General features: G+C 67.1%; 16 protein-coding genes. 15 read left to right on the top strand and 1 reads right to left on the bottom strand.

From position 1 onward, the window contains the following. Nucleotides 1-6: 6 nt before the first annotated feature. From fliM to PKB_RS19405, 8 genes are all read left to right on the top strand, one after another. Nucleotides 7-978: a flagellar motor switch protein FliM gene (gene fliM, locus PKB_RS19440; RefSeq protein ID WP_043253644.1), complete on the top strand. Its 972-nt coding sequence runs from the start codon at nt 7-9 to the stop codon at nt 976-978. 25 nt (nt 979-1,003) lie between these two features. After that, on the top strand, nt 1,004-1,468 hold the full coding sequence (fliN, locus tag PKB_RS19435; RefSeq protein ID WP_043253643.1) for a flagellar motor switch protein FliN: 465 nt from the start codon (nt 1,004-1,006) through the stop codon (nt 1,466-1,468). A gap of 2 nt (nt 1,469-1,470) precedes the next feature. Further along, on the top strand, nt 1,471-1,953 hold the full coding sequence (fliO, locus tag PKB_RS19430) for a flagellar biosynthetic protein FliO (RefSeq protein WP_043253641.1): 483 nt from the start codon (nt 1,471-1,473) through the stop codon (nt 1,951-1,953). Beyond that, nucleotides 1,950-2,735, top strand: a complete 786-nt coding sequence (gene fliP, locus PKB_RS19425) for a flagellar type III secretion system pore protein FliP (RefSeq protein ID WP_043253639.1) — start codon at nt 1,950-1,952, stop codon at nt 2,733-2,735. The genes fliO and fliP overlap by 4 nt, the downstream gene beginning before the upstream one ends. A gap of 18 nt (nt 2,736-2,753) precedes the next feature. Continuing rightward, complete coding sequence (gene fliQ / locus PKB_RS19420; RefSeq protein WP_043253637.1) at nt 2,754-3,023, top strand: flagellar biosynthesis protein FliQ; 270 nt, start codon at nt 2,754-2,756, stop codon at nt 3,021-3,023. Continuing rightward, nucleotides 3,023-3,799 carry a flagellar biosynthetic protein FliR gene (fliR, locus tag PKB_RS19415; RefSeq protein WP_043253635.1) on the top strand — a complete coding sequence of 259 codons (777 nt, stop codon included), beginning with the start codon at nt 3,023-3,025 and terminating at the stop codon, nt 3,797-3,799. Before fliQ ends, fliR begins: the two co-directional genes overlap by 1 nt. Then, on the top strand, nt 3,799-4,935 hold the full coding sequence (gene flhB / locus PKB_RS19410; protein ID WP_043253633.1) for a flagellar biosynthesis protein FlhB: 1,137 nt from the start codon (nt 3,799-3,801) through the stop codon (nt 4,933-4,935). Before fliR ends, flhB begins: the two co-directional genes overlap by 1 nt. 163 nt (nt 4,936-5,098) lie before the next feature. Continuing rightward, on the top strand, nt 5,099-5,857 hold the full coding sequence (locus tag PKB_RS19405; protein ID WP_043253631.1) for a carbonic anhydrase family protein: 759 nt from the start codon (nt 5,099-5,101) through the stop codon (nt 5,855-5,857). A gap of 6 nt (nt 5,858-5,863) precedes the next feature. Here PKB_RS19405 and gap read toward each other — a convergent pair whose 3' ends face one another. Next, complete coding sequence (gene gap / locus PKB_RS19400; protein ID WP_043253629.1) at nt 5,864-6,868, bottom strand: type I glyceraldehyde-3-phosphate dehydrogenase; 1,005 nt, start codon at nt 6,866-6,868, stop codon at nt 5,864-5,866. A 127-nt stretch (nt 6,869-6,995) separates the two neighbouring features. On the opposite strand from gap, the gene edd reads away from it, so the two are divergent. The 7 genes from edd to PKB_RS19365 all read left to right on the top strand — a co-directional run bounded on the left by edd (nt 6,996) and on the right by PKB_RS19365 (nt 16,098). Beyond that, nucleotides 6,996-8,822 carry a phosphogluconate dehydratase gene (edd, locus tag PKB_RS19395; RefSeq protein WP_043253627.1) on the top strand — a complete coding sequence of 609 codons (1,827 nt, stop codon included), beginning with the start codon at nt 6,996-6,998 and terminating at the stop codon, nt 8,820-8,822. A gap of 81 nt (nt 8,823-8,903) precedes the next feature. Then, nucleotides 8,904-9,887: a glucokinase gene (locus PKB_RS19390; RefSeq protein ID WP_156958142.1), complete on the top strand. Its 984-nt coding sequence runs from the start codon at nt 8,904-8,906 to the stop codon at nt 9,885-9,887. Nucleotides 9,888-9,924: 37 nt separating this feature from the next. Next, nucleotides 9,925-10,659, top strand: a complete 735-nt coding sequence (locus PKB_RS19385) for a response regulator (protein ID WP_043253623.1) — start codon at nt 9,925-9,927, stop codon at nt 10,657-10,659. Between the two features lie 19 nt (nt 10,660-10,678). Further along, nucleotides 10,679-12,100 carry an ATP-binding protein gene (locus PKB_RS19380; protein ID WP_156958141.1) on the top strand — a complete coding sequence of 474 codons (1,422 nt, stop codon included), beginning with the start codon at nt 10,679-10,681 and terminating at the stop codon, nt 12,098-12,100. A gap of 140 nt (nt 12,101-12,240) precedes the next feature. Further along, entirely contained in the window at nt 12,241-12,708 is a 468-nt protein-coding gene (locus tag PKB_RS19375) for a CBS domain-containing protein (RefSeq protein ID WP_043253619.1), read from the top strand. Nucleotides 12,709-12,718: 10 nt separating this feature from the next. Further along, complete coding sequence (gene polX / locus PKB_RS19370) at nt 12,719-14,476, top strand: DNA polymerase/3'-5' exonuclease PolX (RefSeq protein ID WP_197539231.1); 1,758 nt, start codon at nt 12,719-12,721, stop codon at nt 14,474-14,476. A gap of 362 nt (nt 14,477-14,838) precedes the next feature. Next, nucleotides 14,839-16,098 carry an ABC transporter substrate-binding protein gene (locus tag PKB_RS19365; RefSeq protein WP_043253618.1) on the top strand — a complete coding sequence of 420 codons (1,260 nt, stop codon included), beginning with the start codon at nt 14,839-14,841 and terminating at the stop codon, nt 16,096-16,098. Nucleotides 16,099-16,164 lie beyond the last annotated feature (66 nt).

Below are 16,164 nucleotides of genomic sequence, written 5' to 3'. Positions count from 1 at the left end.
GCCGCGATGGCCGTGCAAGATCTGCTTTCCCAGGACGAAATCGACGCGCTGTTGCACGGTGTCGACGACGGCCTGGTGGAAACCGAAGCCGAGTCGGACCCGACGGCGGTCAAGTCCTATGACCTCACCAGCCAGGACCGCATCGTCCGCGGACGCATGCCGACCCTGGAGATGATCAACGAGCGCTTCGCCCGCTATACCCGCATCAGCATGTTCAACCTGCTGCGCCGTTCGGCGGATGTCGCCGTCGGCGGCGTGCAGGTGATGAAGTTCGGCGAGTACGTGCACTCGCTGTACGTGCCGACCAGCCTCAACCTGGTGAAGATGAAGCCGCTGCGCGGCACCGGCCTGTTCATCCTCGACGCCAAGCTGGTGTTCAAGCTGGTGGACAACTTCTTCGGCGGCGATGGCCGTCACGCCAAGATCGAGGGCCGCGAGTTCACCCCCACCGAGCTGCGCGTAGTGCGCATGGTCATCGAGCAGGCCTTCGTCGACCTCGCCGAGGCCTGGAGCGCAGTGCTGCCGATCACCTTCGAGTACGTCAACTCGGAAGTGAACCCGGCGATGGCCAACATCGTCAGCCCCAGCGAAGTGGTGGTGGTATCGACCTTCCACATCGAGCTCGACGGCGGCGGCGGCGACCTCCATGTGACCCTGCCGTATTCGATGATCGAGCCGATCCGCGAGATGCTCGACGCCGGCTTCCAGTCCGACGTCGACGACCAGGACGAGCGCTGGATCAACGCCCTGCGCGAGGACATCCTCGACGTCAACGTGCCGATCGACGCGACCGTGGTGCGCCGCCAGCTGCGCCTGCGCGACATCCTGCACATGCAGCCGGGCGACGTGATCCCGGTGGAACTGCCCGAACACATGATCATGCGCGCCAACGGCGTGCCTTCGTTCAAGGTCAAGCTGGGTTCGCACAAGGGCAACCTGGCCTTCCAGATTCTCGATCCGCTCGAGCGCCCGCGCTGAGCGAATCCCCTCCGAGGACCCGACAATGACAGATGAAGACAAAGTAAGCGCCGAGGAACAGGCACTGGCGGACGAGTGGGCCGCGGCCCTGTCCGAAGCCGGTGACGCCAACCAGGACGACATCGACGCGCTGATGGCCCAGGGCACCCCGGCCGTTCCGACGGCGCCGCGCGCGCCCATGGAAGAGTTCGGCATGGCCCCGCGCCCGCCGGCCATCGCCGGCCTGGAAGGGCCGAACCTGGACGTGATCCTGGACATCCCGGTGACCATTTCCATGGAGGTCGGGCACACCGACATCACCATCCGCAACCTGCTGCAGCTGAACCAGGGCTCGGTGATCGAACTCGACCGCCTGGCCGGCGAGCCGCTGGACGTGCTGGTCAACGGCACCCTGATCGCCCACGGCGAAGTGGTGGTGGTCAACGAGAAGTTCGGCATCCGCCTGACCGACGTGATCAGCCCCAGCGAACGCATCAAGAAGCTGCGCTGACCATGGGCCGCCTGTACGCGTTTCTCCTCACCCTGCCGCTGCTCGGCCTCGCTGGCCTGGCGTCGGCCGCCGAGGACGATGCGGCCGTCGCCCCGGCGCCGGCCATCGTCCATGCGAGCACCTCGCCGAGCCTGATCACCGGCAGCGCCGGCGCGCAGCTGCTGCAGCTGCTGGTCGGCCTGGTGCTGGTGGTCGGCCTGATCTTCCTGCTCGCCTGGCTGGTGCGGCGCATGCAGCACTTCGGCCCGCGCAGCAACCAGGCGATCAAGCTGGTGGCCAGCCAGGCGCTGAGCCCGCGCGACCGCCTGTTGCTGGTGCAGGTCGGCGAGGAACAGATCCTCCTCGGCCTGACCCCCGGGCGCATCACCCCGCTGCACGTGCTCAAGGAGCCGGTGCGCAGCGTCGAGCCCGCCGAGCCGGCCACGCCGGAGTTCGCCCAGCGCCTGCTGGAACTGCTGAACAAGGACAAGGGCCGCCCGCAATGAGTCCCCGTGTCGTAGCAGCGGTGCTGCGCCGCTGCCTGCCGCTGCTCTTCGGCCTGCTGGCGCTGTTCGCGCCGCAGGCTTTCGCCGCCGCGCCGGACCCGCTGTCGGTCCCGGCGATCACCCTGAGCACCAACGCCCAGGGCCAGCAGGAGTATTCGGTCAGCCTGCAGATCCTGCTGATCATGACCGCGCTGAGCTTCATCCCGGCGTTCGTCATGCTGATGACCAGCTTCACGCGGATCATCATCGTCTTCTCCATCCTGCGCCAGGCGCTGGGCCTGCAGAGCACGCCGTCGAACCAGGTGATGATCGGCCTCGCGCTGTTCCTCACCCTGTTCGTGATGGCGCCGGTGTTCGACAAGATCAACACCACCGCGCTGCAGCCCTACCTGAACCAGCAGATCCAGGCGCCGGAGGCGCTGAGCCGCGCCGAGGTGCCGCTGAAGGCCTTCATGCTGGCGCAGACCCGGCAATCGGACCTCGACCTGTTCGTCCGCCTGTCCAAGCGCAAGGACATCGCCAGCGCCGACGCCACGCCGCTGACCATCCTGGTCCCGGCCTTCGTCACCTCGGAGCTGAAGACCGCGTTCCAGATCGGCTTCATGATCTTCATCCCGTTCCTGATCATCGACCTGGTGGTGTCCAGCGTGCTCATGGCGATGGGCATGATGATGCTCTCGCCGTTGATCATCTCGCTGCCGTTCAAGCTGATGCTGTTCGTCCTGGTGGACGGCTGGGCGCTGATCATCGGCACCCTGGCCGGCAGCTTCGGCACCGTTTGACCCGATAGGAGGGCCGCCATGACTCCGGAAGTTGCCGTCGACCTGTTCCGCCAGGCGCTCTGGCTGACCGCCATGCTGGTCGCGGTGCTGGTGGTGCCGAGCCTGCTGGTCGGCCTGGTGGTGGCCATGTTCCAGGCCGCCACGCAGATCAACGAACAGACCCTGAGCTTCCTGCCGCGCCTGCTCGTCTCGCTGCTCACCCTGATCGTCCTGGGCCCCTGGCTGCTGCGGCAGCTCATGGAGTTCACCCAGAACCTGATCACCAGCATCCCGACGCTGATCGGCTGATGTTCGAGCTGAGCAACGCGCAGATCGGCAGCTGGGTGTCCAGCTTCATGCTGCCGCTGTTCCGCATCGGCGCGCTGCTGATGAGCATGCCGATCTTCAGCACGCACATGGTCCCGGCGCGCATCCGCATGTACCTGGCGCTGGCCATCTGCGTGGTGCTGGCGCCGAACCTGCCGCCGATGCCGCAGGTCGATGCGCTGAGCCTGAAGGCAATGGTGCTGGTGGCCGAACAGATCGTCATCGGCGTGATGCTCGGCTTCGTCCTGCAGCTGATGTTCCATGCCTTCGTGGTCGCCGGGCAGCTGCTGTCGATGCAGATGGGCCTGGGCTTCGCCTCGACCATGGACCCGGTCAACGGCATCTCGGTGCCGGTGATGGGGCAGTTCTTCAGCATGCTGGTGACCCTGCTGTTCCTCGCCATGAACGGCCACCTGGTGGTCTTCGAGGTGATCGCCGAGAGCTTCGTCACCCTGCCGGTGGGCCAGGCGCTGAGCGCCGACCACCTGTACACGGTCGCCGGCAAGCTCGGCTGGGTGCTCGGCGCCGGCCTGCTGATCGCCCTGCCGGCGGTCACCGCGCTGCTGGTGATCAACCTCGCGTTCGGCGCCATGACCCGCGCCGCGCCGCAACTGAACATCTTCTCCATCGGCTTCCCGCTGACCCTGGTGATGGGCTTCGTCATCGTCTGGATCGGCACGGCCGAGATCCTCTCACAATACCAGGACCTCGCCCGCGAGGGCCTGCAATTGCTCCGTGAATTGGCGGGGGTGCGCTGATGGCGGAAAGCGAGAGCGGTCAGGACAAGACGGAAGAACCCACAGAGAAACGTCGACGAGAGGCCAGAGAGAAAGGCCAGCTGCCGCGCTCCAAGGAGCTCAATACGCTGGCCGTGCTGATCGCCGGTGCGGGCGCGCTTATGGTCTATGGCGCGGGCCTGGCCGGCGACCTGATGCGCATCATGCGCGGCAGCTTCGACCTGCCGCGCGAGACGGTGATGAACAGCGACAGCATGCTGCAGCTGGTCGGTGCGGCCGTGCGCACGGCCGGGGAGGGGCTCTGGCCGATTCTGGTCGTGTTGCTGCTGGCGTCGATCATCGGCCCCATCGCCCTCGGCGGCTGGCTGTTCTCCGGCGAGGCGCTGGCGCCCAAGTTCAGCCGGATGAACCCGCTGGAAGGGATCAAGCGGATGTTCTCCGCCAAGTCGGTGCTCGAGTTGTTCAAGGCGCTGGTGAAGTTCATCGTGGTGCTGACGGTGGCGGTCCTGGTGCTGCAGTCGGACAAGGACGCGTTGCTCGCCTTGCTCCACCAGCCGCTGGAAGTGGCCATCGTGCAGAGCGTCAAGGTGGTCGGCTGGAGCGCCTTCTGGATGGCCTGCAGCCTGCTGCTGATCGCCGCGGTGGACGTGCCTTACCAGCTCTGGGACAACCGCCAGAAGCTGCTGATGACCAAGCAGGAAATCCGCGACGAGTACAAGGACTCCGAGGGCAAGCCGGAGGTCAAGGCCAAGGTCCGCCGCCTGCAGCGCGAGATGGCGCAGCGACGGATGATGCAGGCGGTGCCCGAGGCCGACGTGGTCATCACCAACCCGACGCACTTCGCCGTGGCGCTGAAATACGACGCCGCTGCCGGTGGTGCGCCCAAGCTGCTGGCCAAGGGCAACGATTTCCTGGCCCTGAAAATCCGCGAGGTGGCCCAGGAGCACAAGGTCACGGTGCTGGAGTCGCCGGCGCTGGCGCGGGCGGTCTACTACTCCACCGAGCTGGACCAGGAAATCCCCGCCGGCCTCTACCTGGCGGTGGCCCAGGTGCTGGCCTACGTCTACCAGCTCAAGCAGTTCCGCGCCGGCAAGGGCAAGCGCCCGGGGCCGATGCCGGACGTGCCGATCCCGCCGGACCTGCGCCGCGACTCCTGATCGCGTTGTCGTCTGACGACAATTCCTTCGATCTTCGGTTTCTCTTGTGGGAATGGGCTCATTCCCGCGTGGGAAACATCCTGAATCCTGGTGTTGCCCCAGCAGGCGGCAGGGCGTGTGCTAAACATCGCGCCCCATTTTCCGACCGCCTCCGGAGGTTTTCTTGGACGCCAAACCCTGCTGTTCGCTGCACGCCGAACCCGATCCGCAACGCCGCTCGCTGCTCAAGGCCGGTGCCGGCCTGGCTGCTCTCGGACTGATCGGTGCCGGCACCTGGCTCGGCGCGCCGGCCCAGGTCCAGGCCGCGGCATTGGGCCGTGCCGAACGTGATGGACTGACGCCCGAGCAGGTCATCGAGCGGCTGAAGGCCGGCAACCAGCGCTTCCGCAGCGGGCGCATGCAGCAGCACGACTACCTGGCGCAGAAGCGCGCGAGTCGCGAAGGCCAGTACCCGGCTGCGGCGATCCTCAGTTGCATCGATTCACGGGCGCCGGCGGAAATCCTCTTCGACGTCGGCATCGCCGACACCTTCAATGCCCGCGTGGCCGGCAATGTCGCCAATGACGATCTGCTGGGCAGCCTCGAATTCGCCTGTGCGGTGGCCGGGGCCAAGCTGGTCCTGGTGATGGGGCATACCGCCTGCGGCGCCATCAAGGGCGCCATTGACGGAGCGCAACTGGGCCACCTGACCGGGTTGCTGGAGAAGATTCGCCCGGCGGTGGACGCGACCCGCTACGAGGGCGCGCGCACTGCAAAGAACCCTGCGTTCGTCGATGCGGTGGCGCGTACCCACGTGCAGCTCACCGTCGATCACATCCGCCAGTCCAGCCCGCTGCTGGCCGGGCTGGAGCGAGAAGGGCGGATCAAGTTGGTCGGCTCGCTCTACCACCTCAACGGCGGCGAGGTGGAGTTCTTCCTCTGAGGCGCCTCAGGCCGGCGCGCGCGACAGTGCCAGGGCGTTGTCGAGCATGCGGTTGGAGAAGCCCCACTCGTTGTCATACCAGGCCATCACCTTGACCAGGCGGCCGGCGACCCGGGTGTGGTTGGCGTCGAAGATCGCCGAGCGCGGGTCGTGGTTGAAGTCCACCGAGACCAGCGGTTTGGTGTTGTAGCCGAGGATGGGCGAGCCCTGGCTGGCTATCCTGAACAGCTGGTTGATCTCCTCGACGCTGCAGTCGCGGCCGACCTGCACCGTGAGGTCGACCAGCGAGACGTTGATCAGCGGCACGCGCACGGCAAGGCCGGTCAGCTTGCCGGCCAGCTCCGGCAGCACCAGGCCCACCGCCTCGGCGGCGCCGGTGCGGGTGGGGATCATCGACTGGGTCGCCGAGCGCGCGCGGTAGATGTCCTCGTGGTAGACGTCGGAGAGGTTCTGGTCATTGGTGTAGGCGTGGATGGTGGTCATCAGGCCGTGTTCGATGCCCAGTTCGCGGTGCAGCACCTGGGCCACCGGCGCCAGGCAGTTGGTGGTGCAGGAAGCGTTGGAGATGATCTGGTGGGAGGCGCGCAGCAGCTCGTGATTGACCCCGTAGACCACGGTGGCATCGACACCCTTGCCGGGCGCCGAGACGATCACCTTGCGCGCGCCGGCCTGCAGATGCGCTGCGGCCTTGTCGCGGCTGGTGAAATGCCCGCTGCATTCGAGGACGATATCCACGTCGAGGCCTTTCCAGGGCAGTTGCGCCGGATCGCGCAGGGCGCTGACGGCGATGCGGTCGCCATTCACCGTGAGGCTGTTGTCGTCGTGCTCGACCTGGCCGGGAAAGCGTCCGTGGACGCTGTCGTACTGCAGCAGGTGGGCGTTGATGGCGGCGTCGCCGAGGTCGTTGATCGCCACCACTTCGAGGTGTTGGCGGTAGTCGGAGGTGTACAGGGCACGGAGTACGTTGCGGCCGATGCGGCCGAATCCGTTGATCGCCAGGCGGAGGGTCATGAGGTCGTCTCACTGTTGTTTTTGTGGTAAAAACCATTAAATTTTTTCTCGATTCAAAAGTAAACATCCTTTCAACGATGATTATGTTGTAAAAACAACAATCGTTAGTCTCCAGGAGAATGCTGCCATGCACCCCCGTGTGCTCGAAGTCACCCGCCGCATCCAGGAACGCAGCGCCGCCACCCGCCAGCGCTATTTCGCCATGGTCCAGGCCGCTGCCAGCAAGGGCCCGCACCGCGGCACGCTGCCTTGCGGCAACCTCGCCCACGGCGTGGCCGCCTGCGGCGAAAGTGACAAGCAGGCGCTGCGCCTGATGAACCAGGCCAACGTCGGCATCGTCTCCGCCTACAACGACATGCTTTCCGCGCACCAGCCGCTGGAAGTCTTCCCGGCGCTGATCAAGGAGGCCCTGCGCGAGATCGGCTCGGTCGGCCAGTTCGCCGGCGGCGTGCCGGCCATGTGCGACGGCGTGACCCAGGGCGAGCCGGGCATGGAACTGTCCCTGGCCAGCCGCGACGTGATCGCCATGGGCACCGCCATCGCCCTGTCGCACAACATGTTCGACGCCGCGCTCTGCCTGGGCGTGTGCGACAAGATCGTCCCCGGCCTGTTGATCGGCGCGCTGCGCTTCGGCCACCTGCCGGTGGTGTTCGTCCCGGCCGGGCCGATGCCCACCGGCATCTCCAACAAGGAAAAGGCCGCGGTGCGCCAGCTGTACGCCGAGGGCAAGGCCACCCGCGAGGAGCTGCTGGCCTCGGAGATGGCCTCCTACCACGCGCCGGGCACCTGCACCTTCTATGGCACCGCCAACACCAACCAGCTGCTGGTCGAGGTGATGGGCCTGCACCTGCCGGGTGCCTCCTTCGTCAACCCGAATACCCCGCTGCGCGACGAGCTGACCCGCGAGGCCGCTCGCCAGGCCAGTCGCCTGACGCCGCAGAACGGCAGCTACGTGCCCATGGCCGAGATCATCGACGAGCGCGCCATCGTCAACTCGGTGGTGGCGTTGCTGGCCACCGGCGGCTCGACCAACCATACGTTGCACCTGCTGGCCATCGCCCAGGCCGCCGGCGTCCAGCTGACCTGGCAGGACATGGCCGAACTCTCCGAAGTAGTGCCGCTGCTGGCGCGCATCTACCCCAACGGCCAGGCCGACATCAACCACTTCCAGGCGGCGGGCGGCATGTCCTTCCTGATCCGCCAGCTGCTCGACGGCGGACTGCTCCACGAAGACGTTCATACCGTTGCCGGCCATGGCCTGCGCCGTTATGTGCAGGAGCCCTTCCTCGACGGCGGCAAGCTGGTCTGGCGCGAAGGCCCGACCAAGAGCCTCGACGAAGACGTGCTGCGTCCGATCGACCGCCCCTTCTCCAAGGAAGGCGGCCTGCGCCTGATGGAAGGCAACCTCGGGCGTGGCGTGATGAAAGTTTCCGCGGTGGCCCGCGAGCACCAGGTGGTCGAGGCGCCGGTGCGCATCTTCCACGACCAGGCCAGCCTGGCCGCCGCCTTCAAGGCCGGTGAGCTGGAGCGCGACCTGGTCGCCGTGGTGCGCTTCCAGGGCCCGCGCTTCAACGGCATGCCCGAGCTGCACAAGCTGACGCCTTTCCTCGGCGTGCTCCAGGACCGCGGCTTCAAGGTGGCGCTGGTCACCGACGGGCGCATGTCCGGCGCCTCCGGCAAGGTGCCGGCGGCTATCCACGTGTCGCCCGAAGCGAGTGCCGGCGGTCCGCTGGCGCGTCTGCGCGATGGCGATGTCGTGCGGGTAGACGGCACCACCGGCGAGCTGCGTGTGCTGGTCGATGAGGCTGAATGGCAGGCGCGTCCGCTGGCGCCTCTGCCGCAGGACGATGGCAGTGGCATGGGTCGCGAGCTGTTCGCCTTCATGCGGCAGTCCTTCAGCTCGGCAGAGGAGGGCGCCTGCGCCTTCACCGCCGAGCTGAATGCCTTGCGGTAGCAGGACGCTTGGCGGACGATTCGCCTGTTGTTCACCGCTCAAACCTTTCAGCTGCCCGAGCACGCAATGAATTCCAACAACATGCTCCAAGAGCCGACCAGCGTCCGGGGGGCGGGCGACATCGGCGGGACCAACGCCCGCTTCGCCCTCTGGCGTGAAGCGCGCCTGGAGTCCGTCGAAGTCCTGGCCTGCGCCGACTACCCGCGTCCGGAAGACGCCGTGCGCGAATACCTGCACCGTGTCGGCCAGCCGCTCAGTGCCGTCGAGAACGTCTGCCTGGCCTGCGCCGGGCCGGTTGGCGACGGCGACTTCCGCTTCACCAACAACCATTGGGTGATCGACCGCGCGGCCTTCCGCGCCGAGCTCGGCCTGAGCCACCTGCTGCTGGTCAACGACTTCAGCACCATGGCCTGGGCCGCTTCGCGGCTCGCCGGCGAAGAGCTGGTGCAGGTACGTGAGGGCACTGCCCTCGAAGGCCGCGCCAAGCTGATCATCGGCCCTGGAACCGGCCTGGGTGTCGGCAGCCTGATGCCGTTGCCCGGCGGCGGCTGGGAAGTCCTGCCCTGCGAGGGCGGCCATGTCGACCTGCCGGTGACCGGCGAGCGCGACTTCGCCATCTGGCAACTGCTGCGCGAGAAGTACGGCCACGTTTCCGCCGAGCGCGTGCTCTCCGGCAGCGGCCTGGAGAACCTCTACCGCCTGAGCTGCCAGGTCGACGGCATCGAGCCGCTGGCGCTGAGTGCGGCGCAGATCGGTGAGCGCGCGCTGGCCGGCGACGAATACTGCGATGCTGTGCTGGAACACTTCTTCCTGTGGCTGGCGCGGGTCGCCGGCAACGCCGTAATGACCGTCGGCGCCCTGGGCGGCGTGTACATCACCGGCGGCATCGTTCCGCGCTTCCTCGAACGTTTCCAGCGCAGTGGTTTCGCCGAAGCCTTCTGCACGCGCGGCAAGACTAGCGGCCCGTACCTGAGCCAGGTGCCGGTCTGGGTGATGACCGCCAAGCATCCGGGCCTGTTCGGTGCCGGTGTAGCCCTGGAGCAGGCGTTGCTGGCCGAGGCTTGAATGCCGCACGGCGAATAACAACAAGAAAGGACCGAACGTGAGCCAAGCCGCCAAGTCCATCCTGCTGGTGGACGACGACCAGGAAATCCGCGAACTGCTGGAAGCCTACCTGAGCCGCGCCGGCTTCCAGGTGCGCGCCGTCGCCGACGGCGCTGCCTTCCGCGCCGCGCTGCTGGCCGAGGAATCGGCCCTGGCGATCCTCGATGTGATGCTGCCCGACGAAGACGGCTTCAGCCTCTGCCGCTGGATTCGCTCTCACCAGCGCCTGGCCTGCATGCCGGTGATGATGCTGACTGCCAGCTCCGACGAGGCCGACCGGGTGATCGGCCTGGAACTGGGTGCCGACGACTACCTCGGCAAGCCGTTCAGCCCGCGCGAGTTGCTGGCGCGGATCAAGGCCCTGCTGCGCCGCGCGCAATTCACCCAGGTGCGCGGCGGCGAGGTGCTGGCGTTCGATGACTGGCGCCTGGACACGGTGAGCCACCGGCTGTTCCACGAAGACGGCGAGGAATGCTTCCTCAGCGGCGCCGACTTCGCCCTGCTCAAGCTTTTCCTCGACCACCCGCGGCAGATTCTCGACCGCGACACCATCGCCAACGCCACCCGTGGCCGCGAGGTGATGCCGCTGGAGCGCATCGTCGACATGGCGGTCAGCCGCCTGCGCCAGCGCCTGCGCGACACCGGCAAGCCGGCGCGGCTGATCCAGACCGTGCGCGGCAGCGGCTACCTGCTGGCGGCGCACGTTCGCCCGCACCTCGTCAGCCATGGCTGAGCGGCGGCGCTGGTCGCCGATCCCGCGCTCGCTGCTCGGGCGCATGCTGCTGCTGACCCTGCTGGCGATCCTCGTCGCCCAGGGGCTGTCGAGCCTGTTCTGGATTTCCCACCTGCGCTCCAGCCAGCGCGACGGCCTGCTCACCAGCTCGCGCAGCCTGGCTTATTCGATGGCCGCGAGCGTCAGTTACTTCCGTTCGTTGCCGCTGGGTTACCGCCCGCTGGTGCTCGACCAGCTTCGCAGCATGGGCGGCACGCGCTTCTTCGTCTCGCTCAACGAACGCCCGCTGCAAATGCAGGCGCTGCCGGACACGCCGAACAAGCAGGCGGTGCTCGACATCGTTCGCGAGGTGTTCCGCCAGAAGCTGGGTAAAGACGTGGAGCAGGAGGTCGAGTTCGTCGCCCCGGATGACCTGCGCCTGTTCAACAGCGAGCTGAAGCTCGATGAGCTGCCGCGTTCCTGGGCGCACTACGCGCTGACCCTGGAGCCGGTGAAGCCACCGGTGCTGGTGACGCAGATCCGCATTGGCGAGAAGGAGTGGCTGTACATCGCCAGCCTGATGCCGGCGCCCTACGTCAGCCTCGAACCGGAGACGCTGCAACCGCAGCAGCTGCTTTCCATCGTCATCACCAGCCTGTTGCTGCTGCTGTTCGCCGGCCTGCTGGTGCACCAGCAGAGCCGCCCGCTCAAACGCCTGGCCCGCGCCGCCCGCGACCTTGCCCTGGGCAGTCCGGCGCAGCCGCTGGAAGAGGCCGGCGCGCGGGAACTGGTCGAGGTGAGTCGCGCCTTCAACACCATGCGCGAGAGCATCGACCGCTACCTGAGCGAGCGTGGCCAGCTGTTCAGCGCCATCTCCCACGACCTGCGCACGCCGATCACGCGCCTGCGCCTGCGCGTCGAGCTGCTGGACGACGACCAGCAGCGCGACAAGTTCAGCCAGGACCTCGACGAGCTGGAGCTGCTGGTCAAGGGTGCGCTGCAATGCGTGAAGGACACCGACATCCACGAGAACATCGAGCCGGTGGACATCAACCAGCTGCTGCAGCACATCACCGGTCCGTATCTGGCGGACGGCCGCGTCGAACTGCTCGGCTCGGCGCGCGAGTCCTATCCCGGCAAACCGCTGGCGCTCAAGCGCTGCATAGGCAACCTGCTGGACAACGCGCTGAAGTACGGCGAACGCGCCTGCGTGCATGTCGACGACAGCGCCGAAGCCCTGGTCCTGCACGTCGACGACAACGGCCCGGGCGTGCCCGAACAGCGCCTGGAGCAGGTCTTCGAGCCACGCGTGCGCCTGTCCCAGAAAGGGCAGGGTTATGGCTTGGGCCTGGGTATCGCACGCAACATCGCGCACACCCACGGCGGTGAGGTGAGCCTGCAGAACCGCCGCGAGGGCGGTTTGCGGGTAACCCTGCGACTGCCGCGGCTGGCGGTGGAGTAGGGTGAGCGCTCCGTTCGTCCGCTTTTTCCGGCCCGCCGGGTGATCGGGGGCACGGGCTGATCAAGATCAAAATGGCTGCCATCCGTCGCGCCCATCGTGCAAGGCGAGCGATCCCCGCTTTCCTGAACAGGAGACGAATCATGGCCATCGGCGAATACTGCAACCGCGACGTCGTCATCGCGGCACCCACCGAATCCATCCTCACCGCTGCCCAACTGATGAGGGACTACCACGTCGGCGACCTGGTGCTCGCCGAACAGATCGAGCACGACCGTTATCGCCCGGTGGGCATAGTCACCGACCGCGACATCGTTCTGGAGATAGTCGCCAACGACGAGACCGAGCCGGAACGCATCCCGGTTGGCGACATCCAGCTGCGCAACCTGATCACCGCGAAGGACAGCGAAGACCTCTTCGACGTCATCGGCCGCATGCGCGAATTCGGCGTCCGCCGCATGCCGGTGGTTGACGCCCAGGGACTGCTGGTGGGGATCGTCTCGGCCGACGACCTGCTGGGTGTCCTTGCCGACAACCTGCGCGACCTCTCGCGGCTGGTCGGCTACCAGAACCTGCGCGAGGAACACGAGCGCGCCGAGGACGATCTGTAGGCCAGCCGCCATGCCTGGCTCTCCGCGCGCAAGCGCCGGCCTGCCGGCGGTGGATAACGAGCGCATCGCCCGAGTGTTCGAGGAAATCGCCGACCTGCTGGAGCTGGAGGTGGCCAACCCGTTCCGCATTCGCGCCTATCGAAATGCGGCGCGCAGCGTGCGCGGCGCGGAGTCGTCGCTCGCCGCACTCGTACTCGCCGGCGAGCCCTTGCCGAAGCTGCCCGGCATCGGCGAAGACCTGGCCGAGAAGATCCAGGTCATCAGCCGCACCGGCACCTGCCCGCTGCTCGAGCGCCTGCATGGCGAGGTGCCGGCCGGGCAGACCGAGCTGCTGCACCTGCCGTCCATCGGGCCGAAGCGGGTGCGCCTGCTGCATCAGGAGCTGGGCATCGATTCGTTGCAGGACCTCCAGGCTGCCCTGGGCAATGGCCGCCTGGCGCGCCTGCACGGTTTCGGGCCGCGCCTGCTGACGCAGCTCGCCACGGCCCTGAAGGCCAGGAGCGCCAGCGAGCGCCGGCACCTGCAACCGGACGCTCGCGCCCAGGCCGAGCCCTTGCTGCGGTTCGTCCGCGGGCTCGAGGGCGTGACGGATGCCCAGGTCGCCGGCAGCCTGCGCCGACGGCGGGATACCATCGGCGACCTGGATATCGTCCTGTGTGCCGAAGATGCCTCGCGTGTCATGGCGACGGTGCTGGACTACCCGCCGATCAGCGAAGTCATGGCATCCGGGGAAACACGCAGCAGCGTGCGCCTGGACAGCGGCCTGCAGGTGGATTTTCGCATCGTCGGGCGGCAAAGCTTCGGCGCGGCGCTGCAGTACTTCACCGGCAGCAAGGCCCACGGCATAGCCCTGCGCCGACGTGCCCGCGAGCGCGGCTGCAAGCTCAACGAGTACGGCCTGTTTCGCGGCGACGAGCGGCTCGCCGGGGAAACCGAGGAGGGCGTCTACCGTGCGCTCGGCCTGCCCTGGATCGTCCCCGAGCTGCGGGAGGACAGCGGCGAGATCGACGCCGCCGAACGCGGTGCGCTGCCGCATCTGGTGGAACTGCGCGACCTGCGCGGCGACCTGCATTGCCACACACGCGACAGCGACGGCAGCAACAGCCTCCGTGACATGGCGCTGGCGGCGCAGCGCCTGGGCTGGGAGTACCTGGCCATCACCGATCACTCGCAGCATCTGAATATCGCCCACGGTATGGATGCGGAGCGGCTGGCGCGGCAGCTGGACGAGATCGACCGGGTCAACGAGGAACTGGACGGCCTGACCCTGCTCAAGGGGTGCGAGGTGGACATCCTCGCCGACGGCAGCCTGGACCTCCCCGACAGCCTGCTGGAGCGCCTCGATATCGTGGTGGGCGCCGTGCATGGCTATTTCCGGCTGTCCGCTGCGCAGCATACCCGACGCATCCTGCGGGCGATGGACTCGCCCTGGTTCACCGTGCTGGCGCACCCGACCGGACGCCTGCTGTTGGAGCGCGACGCCTTTGCCGTGGACATGCGCGCGGTGATCCGCCATGCGCGGCAGCGCGGCTGCTTCCTGGAGCTGAACGCGCAACCCCAGCGCCTGGACCTGGATGAGCACTACTGCCGGCTCGCCAAGGAGGAGGGCGTGCTGGTCAGCATCGCCTCGGACGCGCATCGGGTGTTCGACTTCGCCCTGCTCGACTATGGCGTCGGCCAGGCCCGGCGCGGCTGGCTCGAGCGTGGCGACGTCCTCAACACGCGCAGCCTGGCGCAGTTGCGGTCATTGCTGCAAAGGAGTCGATGACGGCGACGGTGCTCATTCGTCGCTGGGGTCCGGCGTCTCCTGGCGGTCGGTCAGGTGCTCGGCCAGGCAAGGACGGACGATCTGGAATTCCGCTACACGCGAGCTCAAGTTGCCACGTGCCTGGCGCAGCGGCGAACCAGGCGGTCCCGATCGTCATCAAGCGCCTGTGGCGGTGCTAGGGTTCTGCAGGGGATATCCCCGTACTGGTAGCCTTGCGCGTTCTTGTCTGCAGGAGATCGTGCATGTCACCACCTCGTGACAATCGAAGATCGCTTCGTTACCCGGAGAAGGAAATGCCTTGGATAGACTCGGAACACCGCAAGCGAAGACTTGCCCCGAATAACAAGAACAGGTCCTCCTCCATGAATGCGCTCCGTCGCCTTTCCGTTGCTGTCTGTCTGTCCTCGTTCTGCCTCTCCCTGCAGGCCCACGCCGGCGAAGTCGAAGTCCTGCACTGGTGGACTTCCCCCGGTGAAGCGCGCGCCGCCGAAACCCTGAAGAAACTCGTCCAGGCCAAGGGCCACACGTGGAAGGACTTCGCTGTCGCCGGTGGCGGTGGCGAGGCCGCCATGACCGTGCTGAAGACCCGCGCCGTTTCCGGCAATCCGCCGGCCGCCGCGCAGATCAAGGGGCCGGACATCCAGGAGTGGGGCCAGCTCGGCCTGCTCGCCGACCTCAACCAGGTCGCCGCCGAGGGCAAGTGGGACCAACTGCTGCCCAAGCAGGTCGCCGAGGTCATGAAGTACAAGGGCGACTACGTCGCCGTGCCGGTCAACGTGCACCGCGTCAACTGGCTGTACATCAACCCGGAAGTGTTCAAGAAGGCCGGCGCTACCCCGCCGACCACCCTCGACGAGTTCTTCGCCGCCGCCGACAAGCTCAAGGCCGCCGGCTTCGTCGCCCTGGCCCACGGTAGCCAGCCGTGGCAGGACGGCACCCTGTTCGAGAACCTGGTGCTCAGCAAGATGGGCCCGGAAGGCTACCGCAAGGCCTTCGTCGAGCAGGACAAGGCGACCCTCACCGGGCCGCAGATGGTCGAGGTATTCACCGCGCTGAAGAAGCTGCGCGGCTATGTCGACGCCGACGCCGCCGGCCGCGAATGGAACGTCGCCACCAGCATGGTCATCAACGGCAAGGCCGGCATGCAGATCATGGGCGACTGGGCCAAGAGCGAGTTCACCGCGGCCAACAAGGTCGCCGGCAAGGACTACCAGTGCCTGCCGTTCCCCGGCACGCAGAAGGACTTCGACTACAACATCGACTCCCTAGTGATGTTCAAGCTGAGCAACGCGGACAACCGCAAGGCCCAGGAAGACCTGGCCCGCGCGGTGCTCGACCCGGCGTTCCAGAAGGACTTCAACCTCGCCAAGGGCTCCATCCCGGTTCGCCTCGACGCCGACATGTCGCCCTTCGACGCCTGCGCCCAGCAGTCGATGAAGGACTTCAAGGCGGCCTCGGCGGCCGGCAACCTGGTGCCGAGCATGGCCCACAGCATGGCGGCCTCCAGCTACGTGCAGGGCGCCATCTTCGATGTGGTGACCAACTTCTTCAACGACCCCTCCGCGGACCCGCAGAAGGCTGCCCAGCAGCTCTACGCGGCAATCGAGGCAGCGGCGCAGTAAGCCGCGAGCGGCGCCCTCCGCGCGGCGCCGCCTGATTCCCCCGACGACCGTTCCGGGCCATCGCCA

Source organism: Pseudomonas knackmussii B13 (assembly GCF_000689415.1).
Lineage (GTDB): Bacteria > Pseudomonadota > Gammaproteobacteria > Pseudomonadales > Pseudomonadaceae > Pseudomonas > Pseudomonas knackmussii.
This window is presented reverse-complemented; position numbering and strand designations above follow the sequence as displayed.